This window comes from Roseobacter sp. GAI101, assembly GCF_000156335.1.
GTDB lineage: Bacteria > Pseudomonadota > Alphaproteobacteria > Rhodobacterales > Rhodobacteraceae > Sulfitobacter.
This window is the reverse complement of record NZ_DS999213.1, coordinates 2,760,292-2,783,906: the sequence shown is the minus strand read 5'-3', so window position 1 is coordinate 2,783,906 and position 23,615 is coordinate 2,760,292. Positions and strand designations below refer to the sequence as shown.

Below are 23,615 nucleotides of genomic sequence, written 5' to 3'. Positions count from 1 at the left end.
CGCGGGGGGCCGGGTACAATGCGCCCCTTTTGTCACAGGGAAAAAGAACATGCCTGAACTTCCAGAGGTCGAAACCGTACGCCGCGGCCTGTCCCCCGTGATGGAGGGGCAAGTGATCGCGCGCGCCGACGTCAACCGCCCCGATCTGCGCTGGCCGTTTCCGCCCGACATGGCCGCGCGGTTGACGGGCCAGAAAGTCGAGCGTTTACGCAGGCGGTCAAAATATATCCTCGCCGACCTGTCTTCGGGGGAATCACTGCTGATTCACCTGGGCATGTCTGGGCGGATGCTGATTTCAGGCGATCCCCTGGGGCAATTCGTGCATGACCATCCGTCACCCGAAAAGCACGATCATGTGGTTTTGCACATGGCGAACGGGGCGCGGGTGACGTTCAATGACCCCCGCCGTTTCGGCGCAATGGATCTGCTGGACACACAAAACGCCGATGCACATAAATTGCTCGCCTCGATCGGGCCGGAGCCTTTGGGCAATGATTTCAACGAAGCGCATCTGGTCGCCGTCCTCAAGGGCCGGAACACGCCGATCAAATCAGCTTTACTGGACCAGCGCATCGTCGCCGGTCTGGGAAATATCTATGTCTGCGAAACACTTTACCGTGCGGGCATCCACCCGGCGCGCAAGGCGGGAAAGATCGCCGCAACCCGCGTCGCGGGGCTGGTGCCGATCATCCGGCAGGTCTTGGAAGAAGCGATCACCGCTGGCGGTTCCACCTTGCGCGACTTCAAGCAGGCTGACGGCGAACTGGGCTATTTTCAACACAGCTTTGACGTCTATGGCCGCGAAGGCGACCCCTGCCGCGCAGAGGAATGCACAGGGCAAATAGCACGAATCGTCCAGTCAGGCAGATCGTCTTTCTACTGTGCGCAATGCCAAAGATAACTTGAAACAGCACGCACCCGTGATATTCACATCCTTCAAAGCGTAACAAAACGAGAGCATTCTTGATGGCTTATGAAACGATCACGGTCGATATCGATAATCACGTAGCTCTTGTTACGCTGAACCGGCCAGACGCGATGAACGCGCTGAATGATCAGTTGATGACGGAACTGGCGGACGCGATGAAAGCCGCGCAGGAAAACGAGAAAGTCCGTTGCATTGTCATTACCGGATCGGAAAAGGCATTTGCTGCCGGTGCCGACATTGCAATGATGCGCGACAAAAGCTTTGTCGACGTTTTCGCGGGCGATTTGTTCACACCTGAAACCGATCAGATCATGCGCGTTCGCAAGCCGATCATCGCAGCGGTATCAGGCTATGCCCTGGGCGGCGGGTGCGAACTGGCGATGATGTGTGACTTTATCATCTGCTCTGAAACCGCGAAATTCGGCCAGCCCGAAATCAACCTGGGCGTTGTTGCAGGGATCGGCGGCACCCAGCGTCTGACCCGTGCGATCGGCAAGTCCAAAGCCATGGACATGAACCTAACAGGCCGCTTCATGGACGCCACCGAGGCAGAGCGCGCAGGTCTGGTATCACGCGTCGTGCCCGTCAAGAAACTGATGGAAGAAGCAATGGCCGCCGCAAGCAAGATCGCCGAGAAATCCATGATTACCACGATGGTGGTCAAGGAGGCCGTCAATCGCGCGTTTGAAGTGCCGCTGCGCGAGGGCCTGTTGTTCGAGCGCCGCGTGTTCCATTCTCTTTTCGCGACCGAAGACCAGAAGGAAGGCATGTCTGCTTTCCTTGAAAAACGCGAAGCGCAATTCCGCGACAAGTAAAAACACCTTTGCGGGTTTGCAAAGCGCAGTGGGTTGGACTATAGGCAGCCTCAATACATGCGCGTGCAGCCCGCTTTGGCTAGAATCACCTTATCGGATATTGATCCGGTCTTTGGGTTTGTGTCGCGTATTCGCAATTTGAACAGACCCAAGATGAAGGACGATCCTCATGGCAAATACACCACAGGCAAAAAAACGCGCCCGTCAGAACGAAGCCCGTTTCCAGATCAACAAAGCACGCCGTTCGCGGATTCGGACGTTCCTTCGCAAAGTTGAAGAAGCAATCGAATCCGGTGACAAAGATGCATCAGTTGCAGCCCTTCGCGCAGCCCAGCCAGAGCTGATGCGCGGCGTCACAAAAGGCGTTTTCCACAAGAACACAGCATCGCGCAAAATGTCCCGCTTGGCGTCGCGCGTTAAAGCGCTGGGTTAATTCGACCCGCGACACGCTTAAAGTACTGAAAAATGAAGGCATCGCTTTGCGGTGCCTTTTTCTATGCGCAATTCACATCTTGGGCATCCAGAGATTCTTTTGCACCAATCTCTGAGTCAAGTTTGAAGATGTGTTGATACGGCCCCTTCTACATTGCTAACAGTAGTCATCGCGATTCATTTCGCTTGGGGGGACGGACCCGAAACGGACCAGAGTATTTGCTAGGATACAACGGTTCACACGGGGATGAGTGACAGGCCTTGCTAGGGGCTTTCACAATGTCTGCAAACGCTGCAATCTGCAGCCTTGCTCTGTCTTGATATACGACGAACGGTGTGTTCGACAGCGATGCTTGGGCCAAAAGCCTGCACGATGTCGGGGGCATCTTTCAATAAATGTCCAAAGGACGTGAGGCCGGTTTCCCGATGGGACCGGGACAGCGGCCTGTTGCCTTTTGGATAGATAATCAGGCGCAAGCTGGCACAAGCCGGCTTGTGGGAATTTTGGGGCGACGGGGACAATAATGCAGGCAACATGGACCAAAATCAGAGAGCGTCTTTTGAAGACGGTGGGCAAAAACAATTTCACCACATGGATTGATCCTCTGGCAGTTGGTCCGGTCGAAGACGGCATCAGCACCCTGTTTGTTCCAACGAATTTTTTCGGCAATTACGTCAGCCAGAACTTTGCGGATCTGATCCTGCACGAGATGCAAAGCGAAGATGACAAGATCACCCGCCTGAAATTCGCCGTTAACCGTTCCGAAAAAACTGCGCGCCCTGACGCACCGCAGCCCCGTGCCCAAGCCGCAGCGCCAGCGCCAGCGTCGCCGCCAGCGAATGCCCCGCTGAACACCGCCCCGCTTGATGCGCGCTTCAGCTTTGACAACTTTGTTGTCGGCAAGCCGAACGAACTGGCCCATGCCGCCGCCCGTCGCGTGGCCGAAGGCGGTCCTGTCACCTTCAACCCGCTGTTCCTTTATGGTGGGGTCGGCCTTGGCAAGACGCACCTGATGCATGCCATTGCGCAGGAATTGCAGATCAGAAAACCCGAACTGAACGTGCTTTACCTGTCGGCAGAGCAGTTCATGTATCGTTTTGTTCAGGCACTGCGCGACCGCAAGATGATGGATTTCAAGGAAATCTTCCGCTCGGTTGACGTGTTGATGGTTGATGACGTCCAATTCATCGCAGGCAAGGACAGCACCCAGGAAGAATTCTTTCACACGTTCAACGCGCTTGTAGACCAGAACAAGCAGATCATCATTTCCGCCGATCGCGCCCCCGGCGAGATCAAGGATCTTGAAGATCGCGTGAAATCCCGCCTGCAATGCGGCCTGGTCGTGGATTTGCACCCAACCGATTACGAACTGCGCCTTGGTATTTTGCAAAGCAAAGTCGAGACCCAGCAGAAAAACTATCCCGGTCTCGAAGTAGAGGCAGGCGTATTGGAATTCCTCGCCCACCGGATCACCACGAACGTGCGCGTCCTTGAAGGGGCTTTGACCCGTCTGTTCGCCTTTGCATCTTTGGTGGGCCGTGAAATCAACATGGACCTGACGCAGGATTGTCTGGCCGACGTGCTGCGCGCCTCTGAACGCAAGATCAGCGTCGAGGAAATTCAGCGCAAGGTTTCCGAACACTATAACATCCGCCTGAGCGACATGGTCGGCCCCAAGCGCCTGCGCAGCTATGCGCGGCCCCGCCAGGTCGCCATGTATCTATGCAAGAAAATGACCAGCCGGTCCTTGCCCGAGATCGGCCGTCGCTTTGGTGGTCGCGACCACACAACGGTCATGCACGGTGTGAAACGCATCGAAGAACTCAAGCAAAACGACGCGCAGATTGCCGAAGATCTGGAATTGCTGCGCCGCGCGCTTGAAGCATAAGAACGACACCCCAAAACAGAACTGAAGCTAAGGCCTTGACGGGCCTTTGTTTCGCGCTGAAAAGTCAATAAAACTCTTGTGAATACACCGGAACAGGGTAGTTTGCCCTCCCGGACTGCCGGAATGGAGATTGCATATGAAATTCAGCATCGAACGCGCAGCACTGCTTAAGGCCGTGTCACAGGCCCAGTCAGTGGTAGAGCGCCGCAACACCATTCCGATCCTCGCCAACGTATTGATCGAAGCAGAAGGCAGCGACGCGTCCTTCCGCGCCACCGATCTGGACATCGAGGTGGTCGACAAGGCCCCCGCACAGATCGAACGCGCCGGTGCCACGACCGTTTCCGCGACCACATTGCATGAAATCGTCCGCAAACTGCCTGATGGCGCGTTGATCACGCTGACCTCGGACAGTGCCGCAGGCCGTCTGACGGTCGAGGCGGGGCGCTCGAACTTTTCGCTGGCGACGTTGCCGCGCGAAGATTTCCCCGTGATGGCGTCCTCTGAATACCAGTCGAATTTCAGCGCGCCGGCCCCAGTGCTGCGCCGCTTGTTCGACAAATCGAAATTCGCCATTTCGACTGAAGAAACCCGGTATTACCTGAACGGCGTTTACATGCATATCTCGGAAAGCGAAGGCAACAAGGTGTTGCGCTGCGTTGCAACCGATGGCCACCGTCTGGCGCGTATTGATGCGCCGATGCCCGAAGGGGCCGACGACATGCCCGGTGTGATCGTGCCGCGTAAGACCGTAGGCGAATTGCGCAAGCTTCTGGATGACGACGACATGCAGATCGCCGTGTCAGTGTCCGAGACAAAAATACGCTTTGCCACCCCTGATATCACGCTGACGTCAAAAGTGATTGATGGCACCTTCCCCGACTACACCCGCGTGATCCCGCAGGGCAACACGCGCAAGATGGAAGTCGATGCCAGCGATTTCGCCCGTGCCGTGGACCGCGTGGCGACCGTCAGCTCGGAACGGTCGCGTGCGGTGAAACTGCAGCTGGATGAAGACCGGTTGATCCTTTCCGTCAACGCGCCCGACAGCGGTGCCGCCGAAGAAGAACTGGTGGTTGCCTACGCGGACGAGCGGCTCGAGATCGGGTTCAACGCGAAATACCTGCTTGAAATTGCCAGCCAGGTAGACCGCGAGAACGCCGTATTCCTGTTCAACTCATCGGGCGATCCGACGTTGATGCGCGAGGGCAATGACATGTCCGCCGTGTACGTCGTGATGCCGATGCGTGTGTGAGTAGCCGGAATTTTCTAAAATTCCGGACCGAGTTCTTTGAAGAATTCGGGTATCCCGCGTGACCCAGCTTTTCATCTCTCATCTGACACTGTCGCATTTTCGGTCGCACAAGCGGGCGATCGTTGACAGTGACACGCGGCCGGTGGCGATCCATGGGCCGAACGGGGCGGGCAAAACCAATATCCTCGAAGCGGTGTCGCTGCTGTCGCCAGGACGTGGCCTGCGCCGTTCGAGCGCGCTGGACATGACCAGACGGCCGGAAGCTCTTGGTTGGAAGGTCACGGCACTGCTGCATTCTCTGGGCAGCGCACATGAAATTGAAATCTGGTCCGAAGCCGGGGCTGCACGACAGGTGCGCATCGACGGCAAGGCGACACCGCAGACCGCGCTTGGCAGAATTGCGCGGGTGCTCTGGCTCATCCCCTCGATGGACCGGCTGTGGATCGAAGGCGCAGAAGGACGCAGGCGCTTTCTTGACCGGATGACGCTCAGCTTCTTGCCGGATCATGCCGAGCAGTCCCTGGCCTATGAAAAGGCCATGCGCGAACGCAATCGCCTGCTCAAGGACATGGTGCGCGAACCTTCCTGGTACCTCGCGCTTGAACAACAGCTCGCCGAGGCCGGTGCCGCGATCCATGCAAACCGGCAAAGCGCCCTGCAAGCCATTACCGAAGCGCAATCCCAGGCCGAAACCGCATTTCCGACCGCAACGCTTTCCTTGATCTGCGACATGCCCACGACAGCGCAGGACCTGCGTGCTGCCCTTGCTGACAACCGCATGCGTGATCTGGCGGCTGGGCGCACGTTGATTGGTCCCCATAGGGCTGATCTGGAGGGCGTCTATGCCGCCAAAGACGTCCCCGCGCGCGATTGCTCAACAGGCGAGCAGAAAGCCCTGCTTGTGTCACTGATCCTTGCCAATGCCCGTGCATTGGCCGCAGATTTCGGGGCACCCCCGTTGCTTTTGCTGGACGAGGTGGCGGCCCATCTGGATGCAAGCCGACGTGCTGCGCTTTATGATGAAATCACCGCCCTTGGCGCGCAGGCCTGGATGACCGGTACCGGAGCAGAGCTTTTCGACAGTCTTGGCCCGCGGGCACAGATGCTGGAAGTCACCGAAACCGACGGTATTTCAGGAACACGGATGCAACCATGACAATCACCCTACCCGATCTGCTGCTTTACTGTGGCGCGTTGCTGATCCTTTTCCTGACGCCCGGTCCGGTGTGGCTGGCGATCATGGCGCGCGCGCTTTCGGGCGGCTTCAGCGCCGCCTGGCCGCTGGCCTTGGGTGTGTCCATCGGTGACATGCTTTGGCCGCTGGTGGCGGTTTTGGGGATCAGTTGGATCCTGTCGGTCTTTGATGTCTTCATGCTGGGCATGCGCTGGCTGGCTTGCGGTGTCTTTTTGTTGATGGGTGCCCTGCTGATCCGTCACTCAGGTGCAAAGATCAGCAGCGACAGCCGCCTGACGCGGCCCGGTGCATGGTCCGGATTTGCAGCCGGTTTGCTGGCGATTTTAGGCAATCCAAAGGCCGTGTTGTTCTATATCGGCGTCTTGCCGGGCTTCTTTGATCTGCGCGCTATCACCTGGGTTGACGTCGCTGCAATCATTGCCGTCTCCGTCACGATACCGCTTTTGGGCAACCTTGCCATTGCCGCTTTCGTAGGGAAAATCCGGGGGCTGATGACCAATACGGACACCCTGAAACGGATCAATATCGTCGCCGGGTGCCTGCTGATTCTCGTTGGGCTGTTGATCCCCTTTATCTGACACAAAATCTTGTGTCAGACGCGTGACAGTACCGGCAAAAAACACTATAAATCGGGCAACAAAAGAAGGTTTCCCAGAATGTCCGACGACAAGCAGATCCCAGAGGAATACGGCGCAGATTCTATCAAGGTTCTCAAAGGCTTAGAAGCTGTACGCAAACGCCCCGGCATGTATATCGGTGACACCGATGACGGGTCTGGTCTGCACCACATGGTATACGAGGTCGTCGATAACGGCATCGACGAGGCGCTGGCAGGTCACGCGGACGCCGTAAACGTCACAATCCACGAAGATAATTCGGTCTCGGTCAGCGATAACGGCCGCGGCATTCCCGTAGGTATCCACCAGGGCGAAGGCGTTTCCGCCGCCGAAGTCATCATGACCCAGTTGCACGCAGGCGGCAAATTCGACAGCAATTCCTACAAGGTCTCGGGCGGCCTGCACGGCGTGGGCGTATCGGTTGTGAACGCCTTGTCCGACTGGCTTGAACTGCGCATCTGGCGTGAGGGCAAGGAACACGTTGCCCGTTTCGAAGGCGGCTTTACCACAGAACACCTGACCGTCGTTGGCCCGACGGACCGCACCGGGACCGAAGTCCGGTTCATGGCCTCGACCAGCACGTTCTCGAACCTTGAATACAGCTTTGAAACGCTTGAAAAGCGCCTGCGCGAACTGGCGTTCCTGAACTCTGGCGTGCGGATCATCCTGACCGATGAACGCCCCGCCGAACCTTTGCGGTCGGAACTGTTCTATGAAGGGGGCGTCAAGGAATTCGTGAAATACCTTGACCGATCAAAAACCTCGGTCATGCCCGAACCGATCTTCATCACCGGCGAAAAAGACGATATCGGCGTCGAGGTCGCGATGTGGTGGAACGACAGCTATCACGAAAACGTCCTGCCCTTCACAAACAACATCCCGCAGCGCGATGGCGGCACGCACATGGCGGGGTTCCGCGGTGCGCTGACCCGCACGATCAACAACTATGCGCAATCTTCGGGGATCGCGAAAAAAGAAAAGGTCACCTTCACCGGGGATGACGCCCGAGAAGGCCTGACCTGCGTGCTGTCCGTCAAAGTGCCGGATCCGAAATTCAGTTCTCAGACCAAGGACAAGCTGGTCAGTTCCGAAGTGCGCCCCGCCGTCGAAGGTTTGGTCAGCGAAAAGCTGGCGGAATGGTTCGAAGAGAACCCCACCGAAGCGCGGATCGTGGTCGGCAAGATCATCGAAGCCGCCCACGCCCGCGAAGCGGCGCGCAAGGCGCGTGACCTGACACGGCGCAAGACGGCGATGGACGTGAACTTCCTTGCTGGCAAGCTGAAGGATTGTTCGGAAAAAGACCCGTCCAAGACCGAAGTTTTCTTGGTGGAGGGTGATTCCGCCGGTGGATCAGCGCAAACCGGACGTGATCGCCAGACACAGGCCATTTTGCCGTTGAAGGGTAAAATCCTGAACGTCGAACGCGCACGCTTTGACCGGATGTTGGGGTCTCAGGAAATCGGGAACCTCGTCATGGCCTTGGGCACCGGCATCGGGCGCGACGAATTCAACATCGACAAACTGCGCTACCACAAGATCGTCATCATGACCGACGCCGACGTGGACGGGGCGCACATCCGAACGCTGCTGTTGACTTTCTTCTACCGTCAGATGCCGCAACTTATTGAAAACGGTCACCTTTATATCGCCCAGCCACCGCTATACAAAGTGTCACGCGGTAAATCCGAGGTCTATTTGAAAGACCAGGCCGCGATGGAGGATTATCTGATCCAGCAGGGCATCGACGGTGCCGTCCTGCGGCAGGGCAACGGAGAAGAGATCACAGGTCAGGATCTGGCCCGTGTCGTCGATCTGGCCCGGCAGATGCGCCGGGTGCTCGAAGCATTTCCGACCCATTATCCACGACACATTCTGGAACAGGCCGCGATTGCGGGCGCTTTTGTGCCCGGCGTGGTGGATGCAGACCTTCAAGGCGTCGCCGATAAGGTAGCCGAGCGTCTGAACCTGATTGCGCTAGAGTGGGAACGTGGCTGGCAGGGCCGCATTACCCAAGATCATGGCGTTCGTCTGGCCCGCATCCTGCGCGGCGTCGAAGAGGTGCGCACCCTTGATGGCCGCATGCTGCGCTCTGGCGAGGCAAAGCGGTCTGGCGGCTTTACCCAACACCTGCAAGATGTCTACCGCATGCCTGCCAAACTGGTGCGCAAGGACCGTTCGCAGATGATTTACGGCCCGATGGACCTTCTTGATGCCATCCTAGCCGAGGGCGAAAAGGGCCTGTCCCTGCAACGCTACAAAGGCTTGGGCGAAATGAACCCGGACCAGTTGTGGGAAACCACCCTGGACCCTGACGCGCGCACGTTGCTTCAGGTCCGGGTTGAGGACATGGCAGAGGCAGATGACCTGTTCACAAAGCTCATGGGCGACGTCGTCGAACCCCGTCGCGAATTCATCCAGCAGAACGCGTTGAACGTCGAAAACCTAGACTTCTGAGGGTTTTGTAGGGAAGCACATAAAATTGCGCGGCGCGTATCAAATTGCGCGTCGCCGATGGTTTTCTTGGCTATAAAACCAAATTTATTCAATAACTTACGTGATTTACCCAAAGATACCCGTCTTTGGCGTTTGCACCGGGTTTGCCTCTTCGCTTTCTAGCCCGAGAGACCCCTCAGATTATCCTTAGGTCGGTCTATGGCCATTGCCCATGAAAACGCACAGGTGGTTTTCAAAAACCTAGGCCGCAAATAGGCCCATGGATTTAAGACCATATTCTTGCAGAAGCACTCGCCAAGGGCGGTTTCTGAGCAAGATCTGCGTCTCTCACTTCTTAGCCGTCCACATGCCAAAAGGGCGGGAAGATAGCCTTCGCTGTAAAGGTGCCGATGGCCGCGCTTCCAGATTTTGTTAGGTGTTCCACTCCATCGCTGTTCGTCGATCTCGGGCATAGCCACGACGATCTTGGCAAAATGGATGTGGCGTTTCACCCACGCATACAGCCCGACTTTTTGAGTGTTGCTGATTCAGCTTTCCCACGGCAGTTGTTTGGAGGTTGAAACCAGATGATCCACGAACAACCGCAGTCGGGTGGATTGGAAACGGTTTGGCTGGAACACCGCGTAGATGTCACGCTTGGGCGATGTCACGTAATCGGGCAGCACGGCTTGCAATTTCCGAGTCTTGAGATGCTTTGCGACGTAGAAGACTGGAAGAATGGCAATGCCAACGCCTTGCAACGCGGCGCTGCACAGGATTTCACCTGAGTCAGCCTTGAAGTTTCCCCGCAGGCTGACTTGCCCGATCTGGCCTGTTGCATCCTGATAACGCCACTCGTGCAGCCCGCTGTTTCCCGTAAACGCCAGCACATTATGATCTGCAAGATCGCCGGGGGTCTGCGGGGTGCCATGTGTTTCAAGATAACCGGCGCTTGCACATATCACGAAGGGGCAAGATGCCATGCGCCGCGCGACCAGTGACGTATCTTTGAGCGACCCGATGCGCACTGCGAGATCGAACCCCTCATTGACGATATCGACAAAGCGCTCATCCAGACTCACGTCCAGATCGACCTCCGGATATTGTGCCGCAAATGATGCGATGGCCTGACCAAAATATTTGTTTCCAAGGCTCAGCGGAAAGCTGATCTTCAACGGCCCTCTGGGGCGCGACTTTAGTTCGTAGATCTGCTCCTGCGCCTCCTGCAAATCCTCCAACGCCCGCGCTGCACCTTCGTAATATACCGCGCCCTCTTCGGTGACTGACACATTCCGTGTGGTGCGATTGAGCAGTTTCACCTGCAAATCCTGCTCAAGGTTCTGGACTTGCTTGGACACTGCCGAGCTGGTGATCCCCAAGGAGCGGGCGGCACCTGCAAAGCTCTGGGCCTTAACAACGGCAATAAAGACGCCAACACGAGAGATTTGATCCATCTACACTATCAACCTAATGGAATGAGTTATCTTCCAGATATCAATATTATCAATCCCAGCTTTACATGCAATCTATGCTTCAGACCAAGAAACACACAGCTGGAGAACGAACATGACACAGCCAACAAACCCAAATTACGGCGCATTTATCACCCGCATCTCCCTTGGCGGCACCCTGCTGGCCCACGACCTGCTGAAAGTACTGGTTTTCACCATACCGGGCACTGTGGGATATTTCGCCAGCCTCGGGCTGCCGGCAACCGCCGCATATCTGACGATCCTTGCGGAAATTGCCGGCGGCACCGCCATCCTTTTGGGCCTCTACACGCGCCTGGCCGCTCTTCTCTCAATCCCGGTGCTGCTGGGGGCGCTTTGGGTGCATGCCGGTAACAACTGGGTGTTCAGCGCCGAAGGTGGCGGTTGGGAATTCCCGTTGTTGCTGGTGCTTCTTGCCGTCGCGGTCGCCCTTCAGGGAAATGGTCCTTTCGCTTTGCGCAAACTGCCGGTGACCGACGGTTATATTCCGCAAAACTTGAAGGCCTGATATAAACCCTTTGCCGCAACCAGAAAGTCAGATCCATGCCCAAACTTCTCATGTTCGCAGGCAGTGCGCGGACCGCGTCCACAAACAAGAAGCTTGCAGCTTTGGCTGCGGACATTGCCCGGCAGTCGGGCGTCGAGGCCACCCTGATTGATCTCAAGGATTTTGAGATGCCAATTTACAATGGTGATATCGAAGCAGAGACTGGTCTGCCAGAAAACGCAAAGCGGCTGAAACAACTCTTCGTTGACCATGACGGGCTGTTCATCGCCTCGCCCGAGTACAACAGTTCAATCTCGCCTTTGCTTACGAATGCGCTGGATTGGATTTCGCGCCCGCATACAGAGAATGAGCCGCCTCTGTGGGCTTATCGTGGCAAGGTGGCAGCCCTTGGGTCTGTCGCACCTGGCGCTTTGGGCGGCTTGCGGGGTCTTGTTCCGCTACGAATGATGTTGGGAAACATCGGTGTGACGGTGGTGCCAAATCAGGTCGCTGTATCGAATGGGTTTAGCGCGTTTGATGACGCTGGTGCACTTGATAACGATCAGCAGTCTCAGATGCTGAAGGACACAATTGACCAATTGATTTTGACAGCGCGGGCCATGTCTGGGCTCGTGCAAAAGGATGAAAGGAATGCGGCATGAGCTGGAACCCGACACTTGAACCAAACTGCCCCGGGATAGATGACGTCGATGCGATCGAAACACTGATCGTGCCACGGGCGCGCGATATTGGCGATTTCGAAGTGCGCCGCGCCCTCCCGTCAGCCAAACGCCAAATGGTTGGTCCATTTGTGTTCTTTGACCAAATGGGTCCGGCCGAATTCATCACGGAACAAGGCATCGACGTCCGCCCGCATCCCCATATCGGCTTGGCGACGGTCACGTATCTCTACAAGGGAGAGTTCCAGCACCAAGATTCCCTTGGTACCAACCAGATGATTTACCCCGGGGAGGTCAACTGGATGATCGCCGGGAACGGCGTCACCCATTCGGAACGCACAAGCGCGCAGACCCGCAAAGGGCCAAGCAGCCTGTTTGGCATTCAGACATGGGTGGCCTTGCCCGAGGAAGCCGAAGACATGAACGCTGATTTTGAGCACCACAAGGAAGAAGCGCTGCCGTTCATAGAAAGTGAAGGCAAACAGGTGCGGCTCATTGTTGGCAATGCTTGGGGTGAACGCGCGCCGACGCGGACATTTACAGAGATGTTCTATGCCGATGCTATCCTGAAAGCTGGTGCAATGCTGCCCTTGCCCGACAACCATGAAGATCGTGGCATCTACGTGACCGGCGGGTCAATCGAAGTCGCAGGCGACGTCTTTCAGTCCGGTCAGATGATGGTTTTCCGTCCCGGCGACGCAATCACCGTCAAAGCTGGCCCGGCTGGTGCCAGACTGATGTTGCTTGGCGGCGAGACACTGAATGGCCCGAGACATATCTGGTGGAATTTCGTAGCCTCTTCAAAAGAGAAGATCGAGGCTGCCAAGGAAGCTTGGGCCGCTGGTGACTGGGAACATGGTCGTTTCCAGCTGCCGCCCACCGACAAGGACGAATTCATCCCCTTGCCCGACTAATCGAACCCCGCGCCTGCGACCGAAGCAGGTTCGAGATATAACCAATAAACCTATGAAAGAGTATCATATGACGATCGCCAAAAATACCACCCAACAAGCTGGCATGAGTTTAACCGTTCGCCCGGCCGATGAACGAGGGCAGGCAAACTTTGGCTGGCTCAAGTCAGCGCATAGTTTCAGCTTTGGAAATTACTATGACCCCCAGCACATGGGGTTTGGAAATCTGCGCGTCATCAATGACGACCTTGTTGCGGGTGGCAAAGGGTTTGGCCAGCATCCACACCAAAACGCCGAGATTTTCTCTTATGTGTTGGGCGGGGCGCTGGAACATAAGGACTCACTGGGCAATGGATCGGTCGTCAGAGCCGGTGGCGTACAATACATGAGCGCAGGTTCTGGCGTGACCCATTCCGAGTTCAATCCCTCCGCAACCGAAGAAATGCGGTTTTTGCAAGTCTGGTTGCTGCCCGAGACGCAGAATACCAAGCCCGCATACGACACGATCGATCTGTCAAACGAGGATAAAAGCGGCAGGCTCAAGTTGTTCCTGTCCCGGGATGGGCGCGACGGTTCCATGACGACGCAGGCAGACGCAAGTGTCTACGCGGCGACATTGGATGCTGGCCAGACCATCAGCATTGATCTGAAGGCTGGACGCAAAGGCTGGGTGCAGGTTGCTGATGGATCCCTCACCGTGAATGGTATCGCCTTGTCCAAGGGTGACGGTCTTGCCATTGACGGCAGCGGCTCGCTGACTTTTGACCAGGGCGACGCCGCAGAGATCTTGTTCTTCGACCTCGCCCAATAGTCCTGACGAATAGGTCTGGCGGTGCGACTGTGCTGCCGGACCATTCACTAACAGATATATTCCACGGGCAGAAACTCTGCCTTCAAGCCGCTTCGATCTCCGGCACCTGCACATCAGCATCTTTGAGTTGCCGCGCCATTATTTCGGTGAAGGTCAGGGTCGGGTTTGCCTCGGCCAGCATACCTACCTTGATCCAGAACTCTGCCTGAGCATTGATTGATCGACACATGACCGTGCTGGACTTGCGCAGTTCCTCGTGTAGTCCGTCACCGATTTTCACGATACCCATCGACGCGCCTCCTGTTTAATCATATACGAAACGTATATGATTCGTATATCACAGCAATCGTTTAAGCAGTCAAGCTGACCCGTTTTACAAATTGCTACATACGGGGAAAGGAAACAGAATGGACAGCTATATCAACGTGCCAGTCGCTCCGCTCGCACGGGAAGCCCGCAGAACCGAAAGCATCAAACTTTATGGCCCGGATGCCTTCGAAGGGATGCGGCGCGCAGGTGCTTTGTCGGCCACATGTCTGGATGGCGTGACGGACCTTATCAATGACGCCCCGCCATTGGCTGACATCAACACCTTTGTTCTTGACTTCGCCGCAACGCACGGTGCGACGCCGGCAACCCTCGGCTACGAAGGATATGAGTACGCCTGCTGCACATCGGTCAATCACGTGGTCTGCCACGGCTTTCCAAACGGGAAAAAACTACGCGATGGCGATATCGTGAACGTCGACGTCACGCTGATCCTCGACGGTTGGCATGGCGACACAAGCCGCATGTATGCGGTCGGAAAGCCGAAGCGGGCGGCTCATCGGCTTATTCGAATTGCGCATGAAGCGATGATGCGGGGGATCCAGGCTGTAAGGCCTGGCGCGCGATTGGGCGATATTGGCCATGCGATCCAGTCATATGCGCAATCCGAACGCTGTTCCGTCGTCCGCGACTTTTGCGGCCACGGCATCGGCCAAGTATTTCATGATTCGCCGAACATTCTGAATTTTGGCCAAGCAGGCACCGGCCCGGAACTTCGGGAAGGCATGATCTTTACAGTGGAGCCAATGATCAATCTGGGACGTGGGGACGTGAAGATGCTTGCGGACGACTGGACCGCCGTGACCCGTGACAGGTCCTTGTCGGCACAATTCGAACACTCGATCGGGGTAACGGCAAATGGGTTCGAGATTTTCACGCTCTCGCCCCGGGGGCTCGATGCGCCGGGGATTGAGATTGAAACCGTTCCTGTCTAGCGGACCTTTGTCACGACCGCAGCCTCAGAAAATCCGGGCTTGTTTCGGTCGTTCGCCGCGTTTCGCCCCAAGGTAGGCTAAGGGGCTTCTGTCTTCCTCGACACCACAGACGTCCGCTGCCCGAGGTACTTATACACGTCCTCAGAAGAACTCTGGATGCTGCGCCCTGATCGTTTCGACGCTCGCAAGGGTACCCGTCAGGTGTCCGCGGACTTCGGACTCGGCCGTTACCATGTCGCCCGACTTCACCGCATCAAGAATCCGCTGGTGATACGCCACAATCTCCGCCGCTTTGCCCGGGTCCGGCAGGTTCAGGTTTCTCAGGCGGTCGATGTGGCCAGATCGTTCGGTAACGAGGTCCCAAAGGTCCGGCACCTTGGCCGCTTCGAAGAAGGCGCGGTGGAACGCACGATCGTTGGCCGCGAACCTTTCCAGGTCCCCGGCTTCCCAGGCCTGTTTTTGCCTGATCAGCGCCTGCTCGACCGCGTTCAGAAGGTCACTACCACCGGCTGAAATCAGTCGGCGCGTGACTTCGATTTCAAGGGCAAGACGCAAGAACTGGGTTTCACGTGCGTTGTCGATGTCGATTTTAGAGACTTCCGTCTTCGATTGGGGATAGATGTGGAGAAGCCCCTCTTCTTCCAGCCGCATCATCGCGTCGCGCACGGGGGTCTGACTGACCCCGTAGAAATCCGCGATCTCGACACGAGACAGGCTCTCGCCCGGGGTAAGATTGAGGGTGATGATGCGCTCACGCAAGGCGTCGCGGATCTGCTGACTCGCGGAACTCTTGCGGATTTTTCCGTTGCGAGTTGACGCACTTCCCATTGCGATGGCTGTCAGCGAAGACATTTATTCCCCTTTTTTTCATGGACTTTAACGCGATTTCACACACAAAGCACGAGAAACATATAAGACCTGATTGCCAAAGATACACTAATATATTAGTATATTTGCTAAGCAGGGAGGAGCTCTGCGCGATTCTATGGGAGGAATACAATGAAACTTTCGAAAGCCGCCTTGCTGGCCACAACCTTCATCGGCTGCGCAGCGGCCGTCCAGGCCGAGACCTTCAACATCCAGACGTCGTTCAATGCAGGCGACTTCTCGACCCAATACATCACCGAAAACTGGCTGCCCAAGATCGAAGATCGCACCGAAGGCCGCATCCAGATCGTGCTGACGCCAAACGGCTCTGTCGTGCCCGCGAAAGAAACGCCCGCTGCGGTGGCGGCCGGTGTCCTTGATGGCGACTTTACCTCGGTGAACTATTTCGCAGGGCTCGAGCCTGCCTATGCGATCATGGGCGACCTGATCTCGGGATACGACACGCCCGAGCAGATGCTGGGCTTCTGCAAGGACGGTGGCGGCGAGGCCATGATGCAGAAAGCGGCGGATGCCGTGACCGGCGGCGAAGTCACCGTGGTCGCCTGCGGCCCCTATTCGCGCGAAGCATTGGTGGCCCGCACCCCGATCCGCACTTTCGAAGACCTCTCCGGCATGAAGATACGTTCGCCCGAAGGCCTGGCTGCCGCCGTGTTCTCTGCGGCTGGTGCATCGCCCGTGTCGATCCCGTTTTCCGAGGTCTTCGGCGCGCTTGAAAAAGGCATCGTGGACGCCGCAGACGCATCTGCCTACGTCAACAACGATGCCACCGGCCTGCAGGACGTTGCACCTTACCCGCTCTATCCCGGTATTCATTCGATGCCGTCGATGCAGCTGACCGTGAACACCGAAAAGTGGAACAACCTGTCCGAGGAAGACCATACCACCCTGCGTGAATGGTGGTACGAGGCGATGTTCGCGATGGCCGCCGAAGTGTCCAAGCTCGACGCCGAAATCGCGGCCCGTGACGATGCCACGGGCGATATCGAAGTGATCGACTGGGCACAGGAAGACCGTGACAAGCTGCGTGTCGTCGCGCGGGAGCAGTGGGAAGACTATGCCACCAAGTCGGCGCTCGCAAAAGAAGCGCTCGATGCGAATATCGCGTACATGACCGACATCGGTCTGTTCAAGTAACCTCCGCTTCGGGTGCCGCTCCGCCCTCGGGCTGGGGCGGCACATCCTGCAATCCCACCACCGGGGGTATGCGATGAAACGCATCTTCGCGGTCTATGCCGATGCGATGGACAGCTTCAGCGTCTTCGTCGGCCAGGCCTGTTCCGTTCTCTTTTTCGCCTGTATCGCCGTCTCGGCCGCCGAGGTTGTGCTGCGCTACGGGTTCAACGCGCCGACCCTGTGGTCGACGGAGCTTGCCATGACTCTCTGCGCCAGCGCCTGGGTGCTGTCGGTGGGCTATGTTACGCAGCGGCACCGCCACATCTCGATCACCATGCTGGAACTGATCGTCGGAGAGCGCGTCTGGCGCAAGTTCCGCCTGATCCAGATGATGATCGCCACCGGTGCGCTGTTTGTGCTGACCATGGCACTTTATGACCCGGCAGCCAAGGTTCTCGGTCGGACCGAATACTCGGGCACCGCCATGAACTCGCCGCAGCCAACCTATCTCAAGATCCTGCTCTTTTTGGGCTGCATCTTTTACATCCTGCAATTGCTGGCCAACATCGTCCGTTGGTTCCAGCACACCGAGGGGGACGTCACCGGTGGGCATTGAAATCATCACCCTTCTGATCGTCCTCTCGCTTCTGGCGTTGATGGCGCTCGGCGTGCCGCTTGGCATCACGACACTGACGGTCTCGCTGGCAACGGCGATCCTTTATTTCGGCGAGCGTGCCGGCTTTTTCATCGTCGCCGCGAATGTCGGCGAGGTACTACACAAATATGAACTGATTGCGGTGCCGTTCTTCGTCTTCATGGCGAACGTGTTGGAGCGATCGGGAATTGCGAAATCAATGTTCGATTCGATGGCGATCATGGGCGGGCGTTTCCGCGGATCTGTCGGCGTCCAGACCACATTTGTCGCGGTCATTCTTGCGGCGATGTCAGGGATCATGGGCGGCGAAATCGTGATGCTGGGCCTGATCGCCCTGCCGCAGATGATGCGCCTGGGCTATGACCGCAAACTTGCCATCGGCATCATCTGTGCGGCCGGTGCGCTGGCAACATTGATCCCGCCGTCAGTCGTGCTGATCATCTACGGCCTCGCTGCGCAGGTGTCGATCACCAAGCTTTTCGCCGCTTCTGCTGTGCCCGGGCTGTTGCTCGCGTCACTCTACATCACCTACATCCTGGTCCGGGTACGGCTGAACCCGTCGTTGGCCCCGATCTATGATGTGCCCGAAACCGGCCTGCCGTTTTTCAAACGCCTGAAATACCTGAAGGGCGTCATCCTGCCTGCCCTGCTGATCGGGACCGTTCTGGGTGTCATCTATTCTGGTGTCGCCACCGTGACCGAGGCCGCGGCCATCGGTGCCGTCGGCGCGCTCGTCGTTGCCGCATCGCGCCGGGAACTGACCTGGAAAATGACCCGCGATGCGATGCGCCAGACGGTACTGACCGTGGGGTCCATCATCTGGCTTGTCATCGGTGCGGTGTCCCTGATCGGGATCTACAACCGGATCGGCGGCGGTGAATTCCTGCGCGGTGTTCTGACGTCACTTGATATCGGGCCGATCTGGGTGATCGTGGTGATGATGCTGATCGTGATGGTGCTGGGCACGTTCCTAGAATGGATCGCAATCATCTTTATCACCGTGCCTATCTTTGCCCCCGTGGTCATTGATCTGGGGTTCGACCCGATCTGGTTTGGCGTGCTGTTCGCGATGAACATCCAGATGTATTATCTCTCTCCGCCCTTCGGACCGGCCTGTTTCTTCCTGAAATCAGTTGCACCGAAAGAGATCCAGCTTCAGGAAATCTTTGTCGCCGTCCTTCCCTTCATCGCCCTACAGGCCGTCGGCTTGCTCCTCGTACTTGCATTCCCACAGATCGCGCTGTGGCTTCCCTCGATGCTGGATTGAGGAGAAAGGAAATCATCATGTCCCAAGACGATCTCACAAAGCAGGACGAGGATCTGCCCGCCGCCGAATTCGAAGGCGAGGAGCGCAGCGACGGTCACAACTTTGGCAGCTGGCCCGAAGTCGCAGGGCTGGTCTTCACGCTCCTTGTGACGTGGCTCACCTTCCAGTTCCGAGGATAGGATCATGGCATTCTCAAAACCCCGCAAAACCCCACAGGACCTTCGCTCGGCGCGGTGGTTCGCCCCAGACGACCTGCGGTCCTTCGGTCACCGCTCCCGCATGATGCAACTGGGCTACGCCGAAGAAGATTTTCGCGACAAGCCGGTCATCGGCGTTCTGCACACCTGGTCGGAGCTGAATACCTGTCACAGTCATTTTCCCGAGCGGATCAAGGATGTGAAACGCGGTGTCACGCAGGCCGACGGATTTGCCGTCGAAATGCCCGCGCTGTCGGTGGACGAAAGCTTTACCAAACCGACCTCGATGCTGTATCGCAACCTGCTTGCGATGGAGACGGAAGAGGTGATCCGTTCGCACCCGCTAGACGGGGTGGTGCTGATGGGCGGATGTGACAAGACTACGCCCGGTCTTGTTATGGGCGCGATTTCGGCTGGCGTGCCGATGATTTTCTTGCCCGCTGGCCCGATGCTGCGTGGCAACTACGCAGGCAAGATCTTGGGCTCCGGGTCTGACGCATGGAAATACTGGGATGAACGCCGCGCTGGAAACATCTCGGATCAGGAATGGCTGGGCATTCAGGGCGGCATTGCACGCTCGGCCGGCACCTGCATGACCATGGGCACCGCCGCGACGATGATGTCCATCGCTGACGCAATGGGCCTGACGATGTCGGGTGCGTCATCAATCCCTGCCGTGGACAGCAACCACCAGCGCATGTCCGCAGCCTGCGGGCGGCGGATCGTGGACATGGTCTGGGAGGATGCGACCCCGGACACGATCATCACAGACGCGTCGGTGCGCAATGCCGCGATGGTTGCCATGGCGACGGGCTGTTCGACCAATGCCGTCGTGCACCTCATCGCGATGGCCCGCCGAGCGGGCGTGGCGCTCACACTCGACGATCTCGACGCTTTGGGCCGCAGCACGCCCCTCATCGCCAACGTGCGCCCCTCGGGAAAAGACTACCTGATGGAGGATTTTTATTACGCGGGCGGTCTGCGCGCGTTGATGAAACAGATGGAAGACCGTCTCGACACCTCGTGCATGACCGTGACTGGCCATACCGTGGGCGAGAACCTCGAAGGGGCGGTTGTCTATAATGACGACGTGATCCGTCCGCTGTCCAACCCAGTGTATCACGAAGGCTCGCTCGCTGTTCTCAAGGGGAATCTTTGCCCGCAAGGTGCCGTCATCAAGCCCGCCGCGTGCGATCCGAAATACTACGTCCACGAAGGCCCCGCGCTGGTGTTCGACAGCTATCCGGAGATGAAAGCGGCGGTGGAGGACGAAACGCTCGACATCACGCCGGATCACGTCATGGTCCTGCGCAACGCGGGGCCGCTTGGCGGTCCGGGGTTTCCCGAATGGGGCATGCTGCCGATCCCCAAAGCACTTATCAATCAGGGGTGCCGCGATATGCTGCGCATTTCGGATGCGCGTATGTCGGGCACGTCCTACGGCGCGTGCGTGCTCCATGTTACACCCGAAAGCTTTGTCGGCGGTCCGTTGGCACTGCTGAAGACGGGTGACATCGTGCGCCTCGACCTGCCGAACCGTACCCTTGATATGCTCGTAACCGAGGAAGAGCTGGACGCCCGTAGCAAGGCACTCAAGCTGCCCGAACCCCGGTTCGAGCGCGGCTATGGCTACATGTTCTCCAAACACGTCACGCAGGCCGACGAGGGCTGCGACTTCGACTTTTTGCAATCCGATTTCGGCAAGACGGCCGGCGAACCAGATATATTCTGAAGGACCCTACAATGACCGACTATGTTCTCTCTGACGATACCCGCGACAAGCTGGCCCGCGTTTCAACGGCATCAATCGCGACCCAGCTTTACAAGCGTGGTCTGCGCAACCAGTTCATTCAGGGCGTGCGCCCCGTGTCCGATAAGGACGGGAACATGGTGGGACAGGCCTTTACCCTGCGCTACATCGCGGCGCGCGAAGACCGCAACCAGCTTGAGGTGTTCCGCAACGCCGGCCACCCGCAGCGTGTCGCAGTTGAGACCTGCCCGCCGGGGCAGATCCTCGTGATGGACGCGCGAGGCGATGCCTCTGCTGCAACCGCCGGATCTATCCTTGTCACCCGGCTGGCCGTGCGGGGCTGCGCCGGTGTTGTCTCGGATGGCGGTTTCCGTGATGCCAAGGGGATCGGCAAGCTGAACATGCCAGCCTATTGCGCCGGACCGTCTGCGCCCACGAACCTGACAAAACACGAAGCCCTGGATATCAACGTACCGATTACCTGTGGCGAGGCACCTGTCTTTCCCGGTGACGTGCTGGTCGGTGATGCTGACGGCGTCATGGTAATCCCGGCCCACCTTGCCAACGAAATTGCAGAGGTCTGCGCCGGAATGGAAAGCTTCGAGGATTTCGTGCTCGAGGAAGTCCTGGGCGGTGCGCCGATTATCGGCCTCTATCCCTGCACCAAGGACGAGAACATGCAGAAATACGAGGCCTGGCGTCAAATGAACGACCGCTGATCGCGCGGCCCCTTTTGAGCATACCTACCATTCAGACCAGCTAAGGATCTCCCATGACTTTCACCCCTCACGGCAAACATCTACTGGCCGGCGACTGGATCGGCAACGAGGCCACGTTCCTGTCCGAACCCGCGCATGGTGACGCCCATACGTTTTCAGTCGGCACGCCTGAACTGGTCGATCAGGCTGCGCAGGCCGCCGAAGACGCGTTCTGGTCCTATGGCTATTCCACCCGGGAGGAGCGCGCGACTTTCCTGAACACCATCGCCGATGAGATCGACGCCCGTGGCGACGCGATCACCCAGATCGGCACGCAGGAGACCGGCCTTCCCGAAGCGCGCCTGCAGGGCGAGCGGGGACGCACCACCGGTCAGCTTCGGCTTTTCGCCTCTCACATTCTCGCCGCGGACTACCTAGACCGTCGTCACGACAAGGCGCTGCCGGATCGCGCACCTTTACCGCGTCCCGACATGCGCCTGATGCAACGCCCGATCGGCCCTGTTGCCGTCTTTGGTGCATCGAACTTCCCGCTCGCCTTTTCAACCGCAGGCGGTGACACCGCTGCGGCGCTGGCCGCCGGTTGCCCCGTTGTGGTCAAAGGCCACCCCGCGCATCCTGGTACCGGAGAGATCGTGGCCGAAGCGATCCATGCCGCCATCACCAAATGCAATCTTCATCCGGGCGTGTTCTCGCTGATCCAGGGCGACGGGCACAATTTCGGCGCGTCTCTCGTGCAACATCCGCTTATCAAGGCTGTCGGTTTCACCGGCTCTCTGGGTGGCGGTCGCGCGCTTTTCGATCTCTGCGCGCAGCGCCCCGAACCGATCCCTTTCTTTGGTGAGCTGGGTTCGGTGAACCCGATGTTCATTCTACCCGAGGCGCTGATGGCCCGCGGAAAGGACATCGCAGCGGGATGGGCCGGATCGCTTACGATGGGCGCGGGTCAGTTCTGTACGAACCCTGGCATTGTCATCCTCCTCGACGGTCCGGATGCCGATGCCTTTACCAAAACCGCGACCGAGGCGCTGTCCTCGATCGGCGCGCAGACCATGCTGACCGACGGGATCGCTGCCGCCTATCGCGCAGGCACCGACCAGATCGCGAATACTTCCGGCGTGCGTGCGCTTGTGACCTCTGCCACCGACGCGCGCAGGGCGACGCCGGTCCTCTTTGCCACCACGGCGCAGGAGTGGCTTGAAAACGACACACTGGGCGAAGAGGTCTTTGGCCCGCTTGGCCTGATCGTGCACGCAAAGAACAGGGACGAGATGATGACTGTCGCCAAGTCCTTGAAGGGTCAATTGACCTGCACGATCCAGATGGACGATGGCGATGCAGAGGCCGCGACCGCGCTGCTGCCAATCCTCGAGCGTAAGGCGGGCCGGATCCTTGCCAACGGCTTCCCGACAGGCGTCGAGGTCTGCGATGCGATGGTGCATGGCGGGCCATATCCTGCCACCACCAACTTCGGTGCCACCTCCGTCGGTACCCTGTCGATCCGCCGCTTCCTGCGCCCGGTAAGCTACCAGAACATTCCCGACAGCGTTCTGCCTTGGGACTTGGCCTGATTCTGGCAAAAAGAGGCCATCCGCTCTGCAATGATCGGATGGCCTCTCTGGCCTGCTTGCTGTCGTGTGAGACGTAAATTCATGCGCTCAGAAAGCCGCCTAAGTCCTGATATCGGGTGCGCAAAGCGCAACGTCATGTGCGCTCCGGGTTTTTTGTACACGCGCCCATGTCAGGGGGACCGAGGGTAGTCGATGGCGTGTTCTAAGCCACTGTGTCTCGGGGAGAGCTTAAGATCGAGACCTTCATGGGTCT

23 protein-coding genes are annotated in these 23,615 nt (G+C 57.9%); 20 read left to right on the top strand and 3 right to left on the bottom strand.

Annotation, left to right across the window (positions count from 1 at the left end; all coding sequences use genetic code 11):
* The first annotated feature begins 49 nt into the window (after window positions 1-49).
* From mutM to gyrB, 8 genes are all read left to right on the top strand, one after another.
* Window positions 50-901, top strand: coding sequence for a bifunctional DNA-formamidopyrimidine glycosylase/DNA-(apurinic or apyrimidinic site) lyase (gene mutM / locus RGAI101_RS12940; protein ID WP_008225533.1), 852 nt, complete (start codon window positions 50-52; stop codon window positions 899-901).
* Between the two features lie 65 nt (window positions 902-966).
* Window positions 967-1,743 (top strand): enoyl-CoA hydratase, encoded by a 777-nt coding sequence (locus RGAI101_RS12935; protein ID WP_008226901.1) that lies wholly within the window; start codon window positions 967-969, stop codon window positions 1,741-1,743.
* A 169-nt stretch (window positions 1,744-1,912) separates the two neighbouring features.
* Window positions 1,913-2,176 carry a 30S ribosomal protein S20 gene (gene rpsT / locus RGAI101_RS12930; protein ID WP_008228456.1) on the top strand — a complete coding sequence of 88 codons (264 nt, stop codon included), beginning with the start codon at window positions 1,913-1,915 and terminating at the stop codon, window positions 2,174-2,176.
* 523 nt (window positions 2,177-2,699) lie between these two features.
* Entirely contained in the window at window positions 2,700-4,064 is a 1,365-nt protein-coding gene (dnaA, locus tag RGAI101_RS12925) for a chromosomal replication initiator protein DnaA (RefSeq protein ID WP_008228665.1), read from the top strand.
* Window positions 4,065-4,200: 136 nt separating this feature from the next.
* On the top strand, window positions 4,201-5,319 hold the full coding sequence (dnaN, locus tag RGAI101_RS12920; protein ID WP_008226609.1) for a DNA polymerase III subunit beta: 1,119 nt from the start codon (window positions 4,201-4,203) through the stop codon (window positions 5,317-5,319).
* A 58-nt stretch (window positions 5,320-5,377) separates the two neighbouring features.
* On the top strand, window positions 5,378-6,475 hold the full coding sequence (gene recF / locus RGAI101_RS12915) for a DNA replication/repair protein RecF (protein ID WP_008226816.1): 1,098 nt from the start codon (window positions 5,378-5,380) through the stop codon (window positions 6,473-6,475).
* Entirely contained in the window at window positions 6,472-7,092 is a 621-nt protein-coding gene (locus tag RGAI101_RS12910; RefSeq protein WP_008226767.1) for a LysE family translocator, read from the top strand. Before recF ends, RGAI101_RS12910 begins: the two co-directional genes overlap by 4 nt.
* A 78-nt stretch (window positions 7,093-7,170) precedes the next feature.
* Complete coding sequence (gyrB, locus tag RGAI101_RS12905; RefSeq protein WP_008225781.1) at window positions 7,171-9,585, top strand: DNA topoisomerase (ATP-hydrolyzing) subunit B; 2,415 nt, start codon at window positions 7,171-7,173, stop codon at window positions 9,583-9,585.
* Between the two features lie 527 nt (window positions 9,586-10,112).
* Here the strand turns inward: gyrB and RGAI101_RS12900 are convergent.
* Entirely contained in the window at window positions 10,113-11,018 is a 906-nt protein-coding gene (locus RGAI101_RS12900; RefSeq protein ID WP_008226426.1) for a LysR family transcriptional regulator, read from the bottom strand.
* Between the two features lie 112 nt (window positions 11,019-11,130).
* Here RGAI101_RS12900 and RGAI101_RS12895 point away from each other — a divergent pair, with 112 nt between their 5' ends.
* The 4 genes from RGAI101_RS12895 (at window position 11,131) to RGAI101_RS12880 (ending at window position 13,943) form a co-directional block, all read left to right on the top strand.
* Window positions 11,131-11,562: a DoxX family protein gene (locus RGAI101_RS12895; RefSeq protein ID WP_008225560.1), complete on the top strand. Its 432-nt coding sequence runs from the start codon at window positions 11,131-11,133 to the stop codon at window positions 11,560-11,562.
* 35 nt (window positions 11,563-11,597) lie between these two features.
* Window positions 11,598-12,203 carry an NADPH-dependent FMN reductase gene (locus RGAI101_RS12890; RefSeq protein WP_008226335.1) on the top strand — a complete coding sequence of 202 codons (606 nt, stop codon included), beginning with the start codon at window positions 11,598-11,600 and terminating at the stop codon, window positions 12,201-12,203.
* Window positions 12,200-13,135 carry a pirin family protein gene (locus RGAI101_RS12885; protein WP_008226970.1) on the top strand — a complete coding sequence of 312 codons (936 nt, stop codon included), beginning with the start codon at window positions 12,200-12,202 and terminating at the stop codon, window positions 13,133-13,135. Before RGAI101_RS12890 ends, RGAI101_RS12885 begins: the two co-directional genes overlap by 4 nt.
* A 67-nt stretch (window positions 13,136-13,202) precedes the next feature.
* Entirely contained in the window at window positions 13,203-13,943 is a 741-nt protein-coding gene (locus RGAI101_RS12880; RefSeq protein ID WP_217624936.1) for a pirin family protein, read from the top strand.
* A gap of 82 nt (window positions 13,944-14,025) precedes the next feature.
* Here the strand turns inward: RGAI101_RS12880 and RGAI101_RS12875 are convergent, their stop codons facing one another.
* A complete protein-coding gene (locus RGAI101_RS12875) occupies window positions 14,026-14,232 on the bottom strand; it encodes a ParD-like family protein (RefSeq protein ID WP_008227287.1) in 207 nt (68 codons plus the stop codon).
* Between the two features lie 118 nt (window positions 14,233-14,350).
* On the opposite strand from RGAI101_RS12875, the gene map reads away from it, so the two are divergent.
* Window positions 14,351-15,205, top strand: a complete 855-nt coding sequence (gene map / locus RGAI101_RS12870; protein WP_008226644.1) for a type I methionyl aminopeptidase — start codon at window positions 14,351-14,353, stop codon at window positions 15,203-15,205.
* Between the two features lie 141 nt (window positions 15,206-15,346).
* Here the strand turns inward: map and RGAI101_RS12865 are convergent, their stop codons facing one another.
* Window positions 15,347-16,057, bottom strand: a complete 711-nt coding sequence (locus RGAI101_RS12865) for a GntR family transcriptional regulator (protein WP_008227874.1) — start codon at window positions 16,055-16,057, stop codon at window positions 15,347-15,349.
* A 147-nt stretch (window positions 16,058-16,204) separates the two neighbouring features.
* Here RGAI101_RS12865 and dctP point away from each other — a divergent pair, with 147 nt between their 5' ends.
* From dctP to RGAI101_RS12835, 7 genes are all read left to right on the top strand, one after another.
* Window positions 16,205-17,227 (top strand): TRAP transporter substrate-binding protein DctP, encoded by a 1,023-nt coding sequence (dctP, locus tag RGAI101_RS12860; protein WP_008225020.1) that lies wholly within the window; start codon window positions 16,205-16,207, stop codon window positions 17,225-17,227.
* Between the two features lie 73 nt (window positions 17,228-17,300).
* Entirely contained in the window at window positions 17,301-17,822 is a 522-nt protein-coding gene (locus RGAI101_RS12855) for a TRAP transporter small permease subunit (RefSeq protein ID WP_008225542.1), read from the top strand.
* Window positions 17,812-19,128 carry a TRAP transporter large permease gene (locus RGAI101_RS12850; protein WP_008225201.1) on the top strand — a complete coding sequence of 439 codons (1,317 nt, stop codon included), beginning with the start codon at window positions 17,812-17,814 and terminating at the stop codon, window positions 19,126-19,128. The genes RGAI101_RS12855 and RGAI101_RS12850 overlap by 11 nt, the downstream gene beginning before the upstream one ends.
* 17 nt (window positions 19,129-19,145) lie before the next feature.
* Window positions 19,146-19,307, top strand: a complete 162-nt coding sequence (locus RGAI101_RS22155) for a hypothetical protein (protein WP_008226358.1) — start codon at window positions 19,146-19,148, stop codon at window positions 19,305-19,307.
* A 4-nt stretch (window positions 19,308-19,311) separates the two neighbouring features.
* Window positions 19,312-21,057, top strand: coding sequence for an L-arabinonate dehydratase (araD, locus tag RGAI101_RS12845; RefSeq protein ID WP_037228200.1), 1,746 nt, complete (start codon window positions 19,312-19,314; stop codon window positions 21,055-21,057).
* 11 nt (window positions 21,058-21,068) lie between these two features.
* Complete coding sequence (locus RGAI101_RS12840; protein WP_008228998.1) at window positions 21,069-21,794, top strand: ribonuclease activity regulator RraA; 726 nt, start codon at window positions 21,069-21,071, stop codon at window positions 21,792-21,794.
* 53 nt (window positions 21,795-21,847) lie between these two features.
* Window positions 21,848-23,362: an aldehyde dehydrogenase (NADP(+)) gene (locus RGAI101_RS12835; RefSeq protein ID WP_008229075.1), complete on the top strand. Its 1,515-nt coding sequence runs from the start codon at window positions 21,848-21,850 to the stop codon at window positions 23,360-23,362.
* The last annotated feature ends 253 nt before the right edge of the window (window positions 23,363-23,615 follow it).